At 59.7% G+C, this 15,013-nt stretch carries 11 protein-coding genes; 6 read left to right on the top strand and 5 right to left on the bottom strand.

Going from position 1 to position 15,013, the window contains the following annotated elements:
* Positions 1–219 precede the first annotated feature (219 nt).
* Positions 220–1,788 carry an SDR family oxidoreductase gene (locus tag GBB18_RS10120; RefSeq protein WP_151641580.1) on the bottom strand — a complete coding sequence of 523 codons (1,569 nt, stop codon included), beginning with the start codon at positions 1,786–1,788 and terminating at the stop codon, positions 220–222.
* Positions 1,789–2,102: 314 nt separating this feature from the next.
* On the opposite strand from GBB18_RS10120, the gene GBB18_RS10125 reads away from it, so the two are divergent.
* From GBB18_RS10125 to GBB18_RS10135, 3 genes are all read left to right on the top strand, one after another.
* Positions 2,103–3,755 carry an AbgT family transporter gene (locus GBB18_RS10125; protein WP_225990285.1) on the top strand — a complete coding sequence of 551 codons (1,653 nt, stop codon included), beginning with the start codon at positions 2,103–2,105 and terminating at the stop codon, positions 3,753–3,755.
* A 209-nt stretch (positions 3,756–3,964) separates the two neighbouring features.
* A complete protein-coding gene (gene deoD, locus GBB18_RS10130; protein ID WP_151550232.1) occupies positions 3,965–4,681 on the top strand; it encodes a purine-nucleoside phosphorylase in 717 nt (238 codons plus the stop codon).
* A gap of 115 nt (positions 4,682–4,796) precedes the next feature.
* Entirely contained in the window at positions 4,797–6,215 is a 1,419-nt protein-coding gene (locus GBB18_RS10135; RefSeq protein ID WP_151641581.1) for an MFS transporter, read from the top strand.
* Between the two features lie 99 nt (positions 6,216–6,314).
* Here the strand turns inward: GBB18_RS10135 and GBB18_RS10140 are convergent, their stop codons facing one another.
* Positions 6,315–6,974, bottom strand: coding sequence for a hypothetical protein (locus GBB18_RS10140; protein ID WP_151550230.1), 660 nt, complete (start codon positions 6,972–6,974; stop codon positions 6,315–6,317).
* 215 nt (positions 6,975–7,189) lie between these two features.
* Between GBB18_RS10140 and GBB18_RS10145 the strand changes: the two genes are divergently transcribed.
* On the top strand, positions 7,190–7,945 hold the full coding sequence (locus GBB18_RS10145) for an SDR family NAD(P)-dependent oxidoreductase (RefSeq protein ID WP_151641582.1): 756 nt from the start codon (positions 7,190–7,192) through the stop codon (positions 7,943–7,945).
* Here GBB18_RS10145 and GBB18_RS10150 read toward each other — a convergent pair.
* Positions 7,942–9,354 carry a PepSY domain-containing protein gene (locus GBB18_RS10150; protein ID WP_151641583.1) on the bottom strand — a complete coding sequence of 471 codons (1,413 nt, stop codon included), beginning with the start codon at positions 9,352–9,354 and terminating at the stop codon, positions 7,942–7,944. The genes GBB18_RS10145 and GBB18_RS10150 overlap by 4 nt on opposite strands.
* 412 nt (positions 9,355–9,766) lie before the next feature.
* On the opposite strand from GBB18_RS10150, the gene GBB18_RS10155 reads away from it, so the two are divergent.
* Complete coding sequence (locus GBB18_RS10155) at positions 9,767–10,795, top strand: PTS sugar transporter subunit IIC (RefSeq protein ID WP_151641601.1); 1,029 nt, start codon at positions 9,767–9,769, stop codon at positions 10,793–10,795.
* A 739-nt stretch (positions 10,796–11,534) separates the two neighbouring features.
* On the opposite strand, the gene GBB18_RS10160 is transcribed toward GBB18_RS10155, so the two are convergent.
* Positions 11,535–11,819, bottom strand: coding sequence for a hypothetical protein (locus GBB18_RS10160; protein ID WP_151641584.1), 285 nt, complete (start codon positions 11,817–11,819; stop codon positions 11,535–11,537).
* A 500-nt stretch (positions 11,820–12,319) separates the two neighbouring features.
* On the opposite strand from GBB18_RS10160, the gene GBB18_RS10165 reads away from it, so the two are divergent.
* On the top strand, positions 12,320–12,712 hold the full coding sequence (locus tag GBB18_RS10165; RefSeq protein ID WP_151641585.1) for a hypothetical protein: 393 nt from the start codon (positions 12,320–12,322) through the stop codon (positions 12,710–12,712).
* Between the two features lie 1,134 nt (positions 12,713–13,846).
* Here the strand turns inward: GBB18_RS10165 and GBB18_RS10170 are convergent.
* A complete protein-coding gene (locus tag GBB18_RS10170; RefSeq protein WP_151641586.1) occupies positions 13,847–14,968 on the bottom strand; it encodes a hypothetical protein in 1,122 nt (373 codons plus the stop codon).
* Between the last annotated feature and the right edge of the window lie 45 nt (positions 14,969–15,013).

Raw genomic sequence — 15,013 nt, forward strand, 5'->3', positions numbered from 1 at the left:
CGAACAACACTCGGTAAAACCTTCACCACCAACAAAACAACCAACACAACCGCGCCGGCCGCCTCGCTGACTCCGAAAACACTACACACAACCCCCACCCAACACCAAAACCCCAGCACAACACGCAAAAACAGGAACCCAGTGCAGGCACTTAGACGACGGTGTTACACATCATCAGTCACGAGCTAGGAGGTGAACGCTAGCTGAACATCGCCGGGGTTATTCGGTCTTGGTAGCTTCGTCGAGAATATTTCGCGCCATCAGGGGGAAGACGAAGAAGTGGAAGGGAGCCACCGCCCACCAATAGGCCCGCCCGAGCAGGCCCTTGGGTTGATAGAGCGCGGTTTGGGTGTACTCGGTGCGGTTACCTTTCTCGTCCTCGACTTCCTTCAGTTCCATAACCAGCCACGCCTCGCCCGAGAGCTTCATCTCTGCCCGCAGCACCAACTTGTGCGGGCGCTCGATGTCTTCCACTCGCCACCAATCGAGACGGTCATTGATTTCGAGGTGGCGCGGATCGCGCCGGCCGCCGAGGCCAGGCCCTCCGATGAGCTTGTCGATCAAGCCTCGGATCTTCCACAAGATCGTTGCGGAGTACCAGCCGGTGTGTCCGCCGATTCTTTCGAGGACGGGCCAGACCTTCTCGATCTCCACAGGAGTTCGTCGGACACGGACGTCGCGGTAGATATCCGAGCCGGCCCAGACAGGATCGTTAGTCTGCGAGGCCGCAGGATCGCTGCTATCTCCCGTCGTGGTACTGGAGGCAGTACCCGCATTTTTCCAGCTGCTATCCCAGGAGGTGTCTACCCCACCCTCAGTGTCCTTGGTAATGGCACGGCTGACCGCGGTCGTGTAATCACTAAGGCCGTCTTCGGGATCAGGAATGAGCTCGGCAATATCGTGTTCTGCTGTGACGGCATCTTCTTGCATGGATTGGGCCAGCGGAATGGCAAGCCCCTCCGGTACGGGCGTGACCAGTCCGATCCACATCCCCGAAAGCTTGTCCACAGGTAGCGATAGCGGCATTCCGACAATCCAGCGCTTGAGTCCGCGCACCGTGGCGTACTCTCTTAGCAAATCCGCAAATTCATAGGTGGTACCACAGCCGATGTCATATCCCCGATTCGCTGGTTGATCGAGGTCAGCGGCACGCACTAGGTAGTACAAGGTGTCGCGAATTGAGATCGGCTCAATCTTGTTGGTAATCCATCTCGGCGCCACCATCAGGGGCAACCGCTCGACGAGATGGCGGATGATCTCAAAAGAAGCGGAACCGGAACCGATTAGGGTGGCAGCGCGGTAGACGATGGTCGGAGTCGGCGACTCCAGCAGGATTTGCGCCACGCGCTCGCGGGAGCGCATGTGCTTGGATAGCTCCTCCACAGGCACATCCTGCGGGTACAGTCCGGAGAGATAGATAATCTGGCTGACTCCAGCGTCGCTGGCGGCAGTGGACACCGCGGTAGCCACCGTCTTTTCCACCTCTTCGAAATCCTGCTCGTCTCCGCCCATGGAGTGAACAAGATAGAAAAGCACGTCCACGTCGTCGCAGGCGGCGCGGACACTCTCCTCGTCTTGTAGGTCCACTTCGACGGCCTCTACGTCGTCGTACCAGTCGAAACGAGCAAGACTTCTCTTGCTGCGGGAGGTGACGCGCACGCTAAAGCCGGCAGCGCGCAATTCGGGAACAAGACGACCCCCAACATAGCCGGTGGCCCCTGTCACGAGTACGCGCCGATCAGGGTGCACGGCGCTGTGGTTGACCACGGACTGCGGTTGGTAGCTCATAAGCGCCACCCTACCAACCAATTCGCACTATCGTCCCAGCTTCTTGGCATGATCCGCACTCCTAGGGCGCTTCTTCATCTCACTAGCACACTCGGATTAGCGACACCGCCACCCCACCAAAATGAGCGCACTATGAGATCTAGGCCACTTTTGTTAGCGTAGGACCCTAACTTAGGCCATTCTTGCCGCGCGCCTAGGCGTGTCATAGGAGTCAACGCAGCTCGGCCGTGGCCTAGGTGGATAGCCCTATGTCTGCTACCCGCAGCTCGCGCCCTCCTTTTTGAGAGGCCGGAGCCTGTATGAAAGGTGCGCCCATGAGCGAGAACCTCGAGAAAAATGAAAATAAAACGTCGCAGCGACAGGGCGAAAGCACGGCCACGGCTGTGTCTGATAAGCCCAAGCGCGGCGACTCCACAAGCGAGTCCACGGGCGTGCTGGGAGCCATCGAAAGAATCGGCAATGCGCTGCCGAACCCTTTCTGGCTCTTCGTTATTCTCTCGGGCATTGTAATCCTTAGTTCGTGGATCGGTGCACGCATCGGAATGTCTGCCACCGACCCCGGTTCAGGCGAGACCATCAACGTGGTCAATCTCATGACTGCGGAGTACATGCAGAAGATGGTCACGGATGCGGTGGAGAACTTTGTGTCCTTCGCCCCGCTGGGGTTGATCCTGGTGTGCATGTTGGGTGTCGCGGTGGCGGAGTACTCAGGGTTCATCTCGGCCGCTATCCGTTCCGCGATTGCCAAGGTGCGTCATCCCGCCATGCTCACCTTCGCGGTGGCCTTGGCTGGTGTGACCGGATCGATCGCCTCGGATGCGGTGTATGTGATCCTGATTCCGCTGGGTGCCGCCTCCTTTAACGCTGTGGGCCGCAACCCGATCGTGGGTGCCATGGTGGCCTTCGCGGCATCCTCGGCCGGCTTCAACTCTTCGCTGATTCTGAATATCACCGACGTGCTGCTGGCTGGTATCTCCACCCAGGCCGCGGCTTTTGTGGACCCTGAGTACGTGGTCTCGCCGCTCGCGAACTACTTCTTCTCGATGGCCTCGGCAGTGGTTCTTTCCCTGCTCATCACCGCGGTGACGGAGCTGTTCGTGACGAAGCATGTGCAAAAGACCGTCGATGAGTCCAAGATCAACTACGACGAGGCCAGCTTCAACACCCCCGATCACCTGGAAGACGAAGGCTCCGAGGACGATCTCTCCGTGCACTCGCAGGAAGTAAGAGCTCTGAAGGCCGCCGGCTGGGCAGCTGCGCTGTTTATGGCCGCATGGTTCGCCCTGCTGTTCATTCCCGGCTCGCCGATGCGTGGTGAGGGCGATGGCATCTTGAATTCCCCGCTTCTCACCGACATTGTGGTCTCGATCGCCCTGCTCTTTGCGGTGATCGGCATGGTCTACGGCAAGGTGATGGGCACCATCACCAGCTCAAGCGATGTGCCAGACTTCATGGAAAAGGGCCTGGATACGCTGACCGCCATGTTGGTGCTGTTCTTCGCCGTCTCGCAGTTCACCGCTTATTTCCAGTGGTCCAATATCGGCCAGTGGACGGCAATCAAGGGTGCGGAGTTTCTCACCAGCGCCGACCTCCCGCCGGTGGTACTCTTTGGCGCTTTGGTCCTGATGGTGGCGGTGCTGAATATCTTCATCACCTCCGGCTCCGCGCAGTGGGCGCTGATGGCTCCGGTGGTCGTGCCCATGCTGATGTATGTGAATATCTCGCCTGAGGTGGCGCAGATGCTCTTCCGTGTGGGCGATTCCCCCACCAATATCATCACCCCGATGTCGCCCTATTTCGCGTTGGCCTTGTCCTTCCTGCAGAAGTACTACAAGCCTGCTGGTGTGGGCACGCTCATGAGCTTGGCTATCCCCTATTCGCTGGTCATGCTTGTGGGCTGGTTCCTCTTCTTTATTCTCTGGTACGCCTTGGGTATCCCACTGGGCCCCGGTGTGCCGGTGCGCTAATCTCGCCTCACTCACTCAACGCCGCCCTCGCCATCCTCGTGATGGCGGGGGCGTTGGTGATAAACCCCACAGATGGTGAACAAATGTAAATTCTGCCATTGACTTTTGTTCTTAAGCGGGTTTAGCCTTGGGGGTGTCATCCCGGCGCCGCCGTGCAGGACGCAGCAGGTGGGCGTCGATAAGCGTTCAAACTCGAGGGAGTTCTCACCATGGCAGATATTGCTACCCCCCATATCAATCCGAAGGGCGCCCCCATCGCGGAGACCGTACTCATGCCCGGCGATCCGCTGCGCGCGAAGTTCATCGCAGAGACCTATCTGGAGGATGTGGTCTGCTTCAACGAGGTCCGCAACATGCTGGGCTTCACCGGCACCTACCAGGGCCACGAGGTCTCCGTCATGGGCTCCGGCATGGGCATTCCCTCGATTTCGCTGTACTCCTGGGAGCTGTACAACACCTATGACGTGAAGAAGATCATCCGCATCGGCTCCTGCGGCTCGCTGCAGAAGGATCTCGGCCTCTACGAGGTCGTGGTGGCGCAGGGTGCCTGCACGGATTCGAACTTCATGTACCAGTACAACCTGCCCGGCACCTTCGCCCCGCTGTCCTCCTACCGCCTGCTCGAGGCGCTGCAGGCGGAGGCCAAGAACAAGGGCGTGACCACCCACGTGGGCAATATCCTCTCCTCCGATGTGTTCTACAACGCCGATGAGACGGTGAATGAGCGCTGGTCGCGCATGGGCGTGCTCGGCGTGGAGATGGAATCCGCGGGTCTCTTTGCCGTGGCTGCGGCCTCCGGCGCCGAGGCGCTGGGCCTGTTCACCGTCTCCGACAATATTGTCACCGGAGAAAAGACCACCGCCGAGGAGCGCCAGACCGCCTTCACCACGATGATGGAGCTCGCGCTGCCGCTGGCCGCCGTCTAAATCGGCTCGCCCCTTTTCGCTTGTCGACGCCCACCTCGTCCCGTTTAACACGGCGGCGAGGGGCATCGACCTGCCCCACACACCCTTTCCGCACCCTTTTTACTTGGTGGAGGCCATGTCAACCTCATCTTCTTCGAGCTCTGCACCGAGCTCCGCCCGCACTGCCCCCGCGCTTAACCCCAAGGCAGCCGTACCGATCCTGCTCCTCAGCTTCGTATTCTGCCTGGTGATCGATAACGGCTTTAAGTTCATGACGCTGCCGATCGCGCAGGATCTGGGCATCTCCACTAATACCGCCTCCTTGCAGGCCAGCCTGGCCGGCATCGTGATCGGCATCGGCGCGGTAGTCTACGCCGCACTGGCCGATGTGATCAGCATCCGCAAGCTCATGATCGTGGGCATCGTGCTCATGGCCATCGGCTCGCTGGTGGGCTTCTTCTTCCAAGGCAATTGGCCGATGGTGCTCACCGGCCGCATCATCCAGACCTGCGGCCTCGCGGCCGCGGAGACGCTCTACGTTATCTACGTTACGAAGCACCTCTCCGAGAAAGACCAAAAGACCTACCTGGGCTTCTCCACCTCCGCCTTCCAGCTCGCACTGCTGTTCGGCACTCTCACCAGTGGTTTTGTGGCCACCTATATTTCGTGGACCGCGATGTTCCTCATCGCCCTGATTGCCCTGCTGGCGATTCCGGTGATCCTCAAAACGGTGCCCGAGGAAGCCTCCGCAGGCGGGCGCATGGACATCTTTGGCCTCTTCCTCGTGGCCGTGGTGGCCACCAGCGTGATGCTGTACATGCAGGAATTCAAACTCCGTTGGCTGCTGCTCACCGTGGCGGGCATCGCCCTATTTATCTGGCATATCAGCACCCACAGCAACACAGTGGTGCGTCCCGAGTTCTTCCACAATGGACGCTATGTGTGGGCCCTGGTGATCGTGCTCATCCTCTACTCCACCCAGTTGGGACTGTCGGTGATCGTGATTCCCGGCGCGGTAGAAAACGTCCACGGTGGCGATCTCGCCCAGGCTTCGCTGGTACTGGCCCCAGGCTATGCTGCCGGCGCCGTAGTGGGTGCGCTCTCCGGCCAGGTGGCGAAGGTGCTCAATTCCCGCCAGGCCATCATCACCGCCATCGGCATGATCATCCTGTCGCTGGTGCTGACCGCCGTGTTGATCAACACCAACCTGTGGGTGCTGTCTCTGGCCATGATTTTGTTCTCGGCAGGTTTCGCCGTGATGTACGCCCCGCTGGTTAATTCGGCGGTGCGCACCATCCCCGCCGCCAAGACGGGTATCGCCATCGGCTTCTACAACCTCACCATCAATATCGCCGTCCCGCTGGGCATTGCCTACTCGGCCAAGCTCGTGGAGATGGACGTGCGCTTCTTTGGTGGCGACGGACCCGACGCCACCTACTCCTCGGTGCTGTGGCTGCTGGTGCTGCTCTCCGCCATTGCCCTTGCGGTCTACATCATCAGCGATCGCGCGATGAGCCGGTCCGAGGCTCGCAGCGAGGCCCGGGTGAACGCCTAGCTGCCCCTCATACTCAGCGCCCCGCCGCATGCGCTTCCACTAGGAGGAAGCCGCCGCGGCGGGGCGCTATTTGTGCTGTTTCTTTGTGCAGTCAGCCGGCTAGAAGGTATAGATCAGGCCGAGTACCACCAATAATGCCGCCACCACATAGCTGGCGTTGCGGGCCACCTTCTCTGGGTGCTCGCGGGCATACAGCACCGCGGATCCTAGGGTGGAGCGTGGCCGGTTACGTACCAACCCCACCGCGATCGCCGATAGGGTGGGCAGGCTCAACGCCACCGAGGCATAGAAGACCAAGCCGAGATAGCGGTCGATATCCGTCAATCCCTCCGCGGAGAGCACCGCCAGCCCGCCAAAAAAGGGCCCCGAGGTGGCGGACTGCGCCAGCCCGAGGATGAAACCAGTCAGCATCGTCAACGCCGAAGGCTGCTGCAAGGGGCGCAGGATACGGTCGATCAACTGCGAGTTGGAACCGCCCCGCAACGCCATGAGCCCAATCAGGAGGCCGGCAGCAATGAGCAGCGCGCCAAACCACGGGGAGTCCACGAAGTGCTTGACGGCATCACCGATGCCATCGAAAACAAAGAGCGTCACCAGCGCCAAAGAAAAAACCCCGAGCCAGTCGCCACAGATAAGTAGCGCCGCCACCCGCGGATACAGCCGATCCCGAGCCGGCAAACTCACCCCGATGGCCGCAACCACCCCGATCAGGAGCACGTTGATCGAATCGACGAAAGCAAAGGTCAAGGCTTCGAGCACGCGGCGGGCTCCTTATATATGCGGGTAGAAGGGGGGAAGGATACTCATCGTGGTGGTCGTGCACGCGCATCCACCCCGTCTCATGGTAGCCGCCTGCGGCAGTCGGGCGGAATTGCTTCACGGCGGCGTCGATAAGCATCACTCTGCACCCACCCCGCCACTGCACCTAATCTCGGGGCAGAAAGAGCACAGTCCAGTATTCGAGGAGGAATCTTATGCCTACTAGTCCCATCGATGCCCCCGTGGTAGCGATCACCGGCGCTGGGGAGGGAATCGGCCGAGCCATCGCCACTCGGCTGGGCCGCGATGGCTACGCGGTGGTGGTCTCGGATATTAATGACGAGGCGGCGGCCGCGACCGTGCAGGAAATCACCGACGCCGGCGGCACCGCCACGTGGGTGCATGTCGACGCCGGCAGCCGCGAGGACAATGACGCCCTCGTGGCCAGCGCCGTGGACACCTATGGCCGCTTAGACGCCGCCGTGAATAATGCCGGCCTCGGCGCCCCGCCCGCACCACTCGGTGAGATCGACACCGCCGCCTTCAACCGCGCAATCGACGTCACCCTGCGCGGCACCTTCTTTGGGATGCGCGCACAGCTGCAGCACTTCGCCACAACCGGGGCCGGAGCGATCGTGAACATCATCTCCATCGGCGGGCTGCAGGCCAGCACGCATCTTTCCCCCTATATTGCGGCCAAGCACGGCGTGGTCGGTCTCACTGAGACCGCGGCGCTGGACTATGCCCCCTCCGGCATTCGTATCAACGGCGTGGCTCCTGGCCCCATCGCCACCGCCGCGCTCGACACCCTGCCTGAAAAGCTCAAGGAGGAGCAGCGGGCCCAGGTGCCGCTGGGCCGCTTCGGCGCCCCCGAAGACATTGCCGCCGCAACGGCCTGGCTACTGTCTCCGGAGGCCTCCTTTGTCACCGGCGCGATCCTGCCGGTCGATGGCGGGGCGGTACTCGCCTAGGACGCAGCCGCGGTGACCACCGATTCTCGATCGCGGGGAGCAGCGCTGTCAGCAGCACTGTTACTGCGTTGCTTGCCGCGCTGGGCTCGCCGCACGAGGAGCCGATCCACGATGAGCATGGCCAGCAGGCTTGCCCCGAACAGCGGCAAGAAGGTGCCCACTGTGGCGAGGAAGACGGCGATAATCGCCCAGTCCATGCCGCTGAGCTGTCCCCACGGTCCCGGCACTCCAGCCGGCGCGCCCACGGTTGGGCGTCGCTTCCACCACAGCACATAGCCTGTGACCACGAGGCCTGCCATGGCGAGCGCGGCCACACACAGCAGGATCTGCAGCGGCAGGCCGAACATGATGCCCATGTGCATGTAGATGCCCCAGGACGTCAGCTTGGAAAATATCGGCAGCTCCGCAAAGGGCAGCCTGTCGACAACCTCGCCATTCGCTCCATCGATAGAGACTGCGTCGCTACCGAGGCGATAGGGCACCCAACGCTCGCTGGCCTGCCATGCAGTCGCGGTGTCCTCGCCAGGGAAGAGTCGGAGGGATCCCGTGAGCTCCTCCTCGCGAGCAGTGGACAGCACTCGATCGGACTGTGCCGCGATCGTCTCCGCCTCCAGCGGCTCCGCGTTTCCCGCGGCGTCTCCAGCCAGCTCTGTGGCGATCGGCTCGGCCTTCCAGTTCAATGCTGTCACCGTGGCCGACACATTCTGGCCAGCCACACTGGACCAGGTGATACCCGTGATAGACAGCCCGATCATCGCCACGAGCAGCCACGCCCCAGCGACGCCATGCCGGTTCATCATGCGCTTACGGCTACCGGGGGTCGTATTCGCGATACCGCGCAACGAGCCGCTCACGCTCCGGGTACGCTTCCACCAGAGATACGCCCCGCCGAGCGCAACGAACCACATCCACGACGCCGCCATCTCGGAGTAGAGCGCACCTGGGTCCCCGAGATGCAGATTCTTGTGCAGACTCGAAATCCAGAAACGCATTGGCAGCTCGCCGAGACCGGAATAGGTGGGCTCATCTCCCACGATCTCTGCGGTGGCGGGATCTACAAAGACGCTACGCAAGCGCTTCTCCCCCACTGACTCGTCGCTGAGCAGCACGCGCGTCGTTTCTCCGGGCTCCGAGGAAGGCCAAATCTGCGCAATGGGCAGATCAGGGTGCTCGTCGTGGGCGGCCCGCACTTGCTCCTCGAGTGAAACAGACGTACTGGATTCCGGTGCACGCAGAATGTCTCGATATGCAACCGATTCCATCGACGGCGCCACAGCATAAAGCGCACCACTGACTGCCGCAACGAATAGAAATGGTCCGATAAACATTCCGGCATAGAAATGGATTCGACGCACCAATGCGCCTAATCCACTTTGACGCCGAGAACGTGTTTGTGACTTTTCGGGCATACGTTCTCCTTGACTTCTCACATGGGTTCGCTTGTAGTTGTCGGAAACGCCGCACGAAAAGTTCCCTAAATTCTTATTTTGGTTCCACAACTGGAGGATTCATTTATTTTCATTAATGCTTTGGCTATTTGTTGATATGTGCACAGAATTACTTCTGGGTGGCACCTACCAACCGTGACATCATCGGAATACAACGAGGAAGCAGCCACTCTCGGCGACGCTCAGCTACCCCTCCGTGCGGGGCGAAATTTGGGCTGAACCCACGTATTTGGTTGAGTCATCATATGTGACTAAAAACGAGCGCCACGCAGCAGCCAACCAGACTCAATCTCAGCCGAATGAGGTTCCCGACGGTCCTCTGGCCGTCAATGAACCAGTGAGTAACCCAGACCCCTCCACGGTTCCGCCGCGAATGACTGCGTGGGAATTCACCCTCAAGGTGCTCAATGGCATCTCTATCGCCGTCGTTGTGGCCCTCGTTCCCCAAGCCCTACTGGGCGCATTATTGACGGCGCTTCTCCCAGTCTTTCCCTTTGGCGCGCAGATCATCACCGTGGTGAGCATGGCAACATCCACCCTGCCGGTACTGATCGGTGTGCTGGTGGCGATGCAATTCAAGCTCACCCCCATCCAGACCGCGGCAGTGGGCATTGCCGCCATGTGCGGTTCGGGCGTTGCCACCGTGGATCCCGAAGGCGGTTTTCACCTCCAAGGCACCGGCCTCGTGATCAACACCGGCCTGACGGCCGCGCTGGCCATCGGCTTGATCTATCTCATCGGCAACCGATTGAAGTCCTACACCATCTTGCTGATGTCCACCCTGGTGACGGTGATTGCCGGTGGCATTGGCTGGATCGTCACCTATCCCCTGGTCAAAATCTTCACCGAATGGCTCGGCGGCCTCATCAATGGCACCACGGGGCTACAACCGATCCTCATGGGCATTGTGCTCGCCATAATCTTTGCCGCCCTGATCGTCTCCCCTGTCTCGACGGTGGGCTTGGCCACGGCGATCATGATGGATGGCGTCGCCGCCGGCACGGCGAACCTCGGCGTTGTTGCAGCCGGCTTCGGCCTCATGGTCGCCGGATGGAAGGCAAATAACTTCAGCACCGCGATTCTGCACCTACTTGGTTCTCCGAAGATGCAGATGGCCAACGCCTTCAAACGGCCAGTGATGATGATTCCGATTCTCGCCCACGCTGCCGTATTGGGTGCTATCGGAGGCGCCGCCGGTATTGCAGGCACCCCCATCTCCGCCGGTTTCGGCATCACCGGTGCGGTGGGCCCACTCGCCGCCTATAACACCGGCAGCCCCCTCGCGACCGTGCTCCTCATCTTCCTTGTGGCCCCCATTGCGCTCTCACTGCTCTTCACCTTCATTTTCCAAAAGCTGCTGCCGATTACCTCCCCCAAGGATTACGCACTCGAGTTTGACTAGAGCGCGCCCGCCCAGCTCTAGCACTGAGGGCCCGTGCGCGGGGAGCGGCCGATCTCGGCGCTACGTTCGCTGCTCACTGCGCCGCCTTTTCACCGTTCGCATATCCCGCCGAGTACGGGGCAGCTCACGAAAGAAAGGCATTCGACTCGGGGTTTATGCCCGCGCCTAAGTCACAGTTCATCTATTCCACACACGGCAGCTGGTGTGGAAAGAATATCGACGAATATAGAGAAACACAGTAGTTTCTGCCGTGACGCGGCGAGTTATTCACAGTTCTTAGCGGATGGCATTGATTCCTTGTAGTAGTCTGCGGTTTTCGTTGCCACAGCACCTTCTTTTTCTCAACACACACAAACCCGAAAGGCGCATTCCTCATGACGCCACACCAGGGGGGGCACGCAGCCGCTGCACACACCACGAATCCGGCGCATCGTCTCTAGCTCTTTGCGTAGCTTTTTAATAGACATCTCCGTCTCGCCCGAGGTCTCGAAACCAGCATCCCTCGCGGCGCTGCTGTCGAATACCTGATCTGTGTTCTAGGGGGTGTGATCGACCGAATCGTTATCCCTGACTCCACTTAGGAGTAGCCACAGCGGGAATAACACAACTCCACATCAGCGATTCCTCAATGACGCATAATGCGGGGCTAGTGTCCACCTTGGGAATCACGCTCAGCATCAACCAACCAGGAATCCACCATCACCACCCACAAAGAACGTGGCGTAGAAGGTCGGTTGGGCTAGAGCACCTCCACGGTGTCTGGATCAACCGAGAGGATTTCAGTGAGGATGCCGAGACCGTCATCGCCAATGAATAACTCGATATTCTCCTGCACGGTATAGGGTGCCCAATCGTCCATCCCGAAGTGCTGGGCCGCAAGCATGTAGTGCGCTATTGCGTATCCATACTCACTGTATTTTTCCTCTTTCTGAACTTGGTCCATGACCCAATCAGGTATAGAGGGCCCCGACGCGACAACGAACTCGTACACGTCTTCGCGGCTTTCGAACATCGGGAAATCCACCACCACCCTCCTTCCTCAACTTCTCGCCTTCACAGGGTAGGCGCGGGCCTGAACTGCACCACGGTCGATAACGTTAGTGCCATAAAGCTAGCACGCCCTCAACCAGCGTAAACACAACAAAACCCCTAGTAGAAAACTACTAGGGGAAATGCTGTTAGTGGAGCTGCCGGGTACCGAACCCCTACGCCGTATTTATGCTGGTGAGAGCACTATATAAGACCACCATCGGGTTGCGTGTCACTATTCTGTCACTAATGCAGGGCGCTACCCACGACATAGAAAGTGCTCATCATGGCCCAACGCCAACACACACCAGCCCCCACAAGCACGCCACTGTACCGGCCACCTCGGCGGTGGCACCTGCCCCATCACACGGACGTAGACGGCACCATACAAACACTATGCGGGCTACGGCTCGTTCCATCCGCTAAGGCACTAAAGAAAACAGAACTCGGGTGCCCCGTATGCGAGGCTGTACAAGCACTAGGCGAGGTGGCCCTGTGAACCCCCTTGACCTTCCAGACAACTACAGCGGCAACCATCACCTAGTGGAGGTGAAAACCCTATCCCTCGACACACTCACCTACACGGCCCATCTAGTGATCTGGTATCCCGGCGCGCATGAACTCATGCCCACATACTGCGGGCAGCGTAACCGCTCATGCGAGTTCGACGCGGCGGAAGTGCTGGAAGTAGTCACCAAGCAGCGGTGGGCCCCAACTGTTGGCAATATCGCCCGTTGTGACTATCTAGGGCGCTATCACGGGAACCGTATTACTGCTTGTGATGATTGTTTGAGCATGGCCCTGTGTGAAGCAGAGATGTATGGGCAACGCTACCGAATAGTCTCTACGGTCAATGCCATGCGCGCCTTAGTGGATAAGCAGCATTAGCCCACGTGGCTTCACTCGAATACCCACATGGTCATCTTGGCCACGCAGGCCACGGCGCGCGCCGGGCAGTCGTGGGCATCATGCCCACGGCTGTTTAGGGCTTGAGCTACGCCCCTATGCGCTAGGGCACGCCGGGGGTAGTGATTCGCGCCCCCTTGCCTACGAGGGGGCTACAGCCAAGGCAACTATCACGAACATGTGACGGTTGCCCCCTTGCCTGCAAGGGAGCTACCAGCGACATGGAAAAAAGTGCGGAAATTCCGCAGTTACCCCCTTGTCTGCGAGGGAGCTACTCGACTGGAATAATGTTCCAGTCCACCTTCCGACACCTGCCCTTGCCTACGAGGGAGCTACCCGTGTTCCGACTGGGCAAATTGCGCAGTTTTGTGAACGTAGCCTTGTTCGATCACGCCACTGCACGCCATGAGGACGGGTGGCTAGGACTTTCTGCCAAAAATGGCGAATACCCCAACCCCCTGCAGGTGGGGCTATTGTGTTGAGGCCATCATGACTCCAGTTGCCTAGACGGCGCGTGATGGAATATTGAGCGACCGAATCACGATGGGGTGCTAAGGGGGTGCACTGAGTGCCCACCCTTGGTGGAAAACCCCGCGTTCATACAGAGCAGCGCCAGGATAGTCGCTCACATCCTGCATACGGCGAGCACTCCCCCACGGGAGGGAGAGAAAACGCGACTGCGCATGCGAGTGGGGGTGGCGCGGCCCATACCTCCCAAGATTATTAGGGGCGGGGTTCCACAGGGCGCCGCTATATCGACTACGAGGGCACCAGAATCTCCAGACCCGTACACACCCCTAGCGTCTATGCCTTCCGAGGGCGCGATCTAGGTTGGGGTGGGAGTATCCCCCCCTGGGTGTTCGTGGCGCGCCGGGGTGGGGTGAGTGGAACGCGGCCTATGTGGACGGGGTTTAGGGGTACGTCCACACGTCCACACGTCCACAGCAGGTAGATGGGTGTTTTTGTTGGTTCACATACCGTCCACATCGTCCACATTGCGGGGTGAGTGTGGACGGCGTGTGGACGGCGTGTGGACTGCCGAAAACGTGGCGTGAACTGGTGTGGACATGTGGACGTGTGGACGGCACCCGTTAGGAGTGTGCACACTACAGGCGGTTACAGCAGCGCCTTTATCCCTGCCTCTTGGTCTGCAGTGAGTCGGTGCACGAAACGAGTGGTTCCTTCCTCCGTGATGGTCACAAGGCCTATGTCTGCGAACTCATCAAGCAGTGTGGCTACTTCGCCTCGGATGTCGCCTTTAGCACGGCGCTTCACCTCACTAACTGTTGTCGGTTCAGTGATCGCGCCAACGCGCTTCAAGATGTGGTTCTTGGCCCGCTCTTCTCTGCGGGCGCGACGTTCCTCCTTCGCTTGTTCTTCCCGTTCTGCTTTAGCGGCTACTGCGTCGCGCTGTTTCTTTCGTAGAAAGCTACGAACCATTTCTATGGTGTCGGTGTGCACATCCATCACGCACTGCGATAGTTCCCAATCCTCCTCGGTGACATTGCGTCTACCGTCCAGCAGGGCGAGTGCTGCCGCTACTTTCAGCCGCAGCAGGTTGTAGTGGCCCTTCAAGGGGTCTATCGCGGCGCCGAATTCTGCTTGAGCGCGATTGCGGTAGTCGCTGCGTATCTGCGTTTTCACACTGGGTGGGAACTCTACTTCGGTGCGGGACTGGTAGTTAGTGATCTCTACCTCTAGCGGCGGTGGTGTGGTTTCTGCTTCCGGCAGGTTGGATGGAAGTCGCGCGGGTAGCCACACGAACCGCTGCGGTAGCCCGCTTTCCTCATGCGCTAGCAGAGCAGGGGCGTTACCGGGCTGTACTTGGCTTATCATGCATAGCCGGTAGGTATGCGCCTCAAGACTGGTACTGCGGTCTATATCGGCGTTAGTGAACCCTACTTGTTCACCGCACCACATCTTGAGCAGCGTGGGCACAAGCGTGCCCCCAGTGCGGTTACTAAGAGCCTGTGTGCTTGTTATCTCGGATTCATTCACGAGAGCACGGCTACGCACTTGTGGCTGCCCTTCGTCTTGTTCACGCCTAGCTGGGGGAAACAGTTTCACTAGCCCCTCGCCACTACCGGGGGAGACAGTATCGGTGTCCACCTCGAGCTTGCTGCCACGTTTAACGAACCGTACCTCTTCCTCACTCGCATCGTACGCTGCGCCCTTGCCCTGCCCAGAGTGACCAACCAACGCTACAAACATGTTCAGTGACCCATCACCACCAATCATGGGTGGCAGCACTAGATGTGGTTCAGTAGCGGCCACTACACGGGC

Source organism: Corynebacterium sp. 11A (assembly GCF_008930935.1).
In the GTDB taxonomy this organism is placed as follows: domain Bacteria; phylum Actinomycetota; class Actinomycetes; order Mycobacteriales; family Mycobacteriaceae; genus Corynebacterium; species Corynebacterium megadyptis.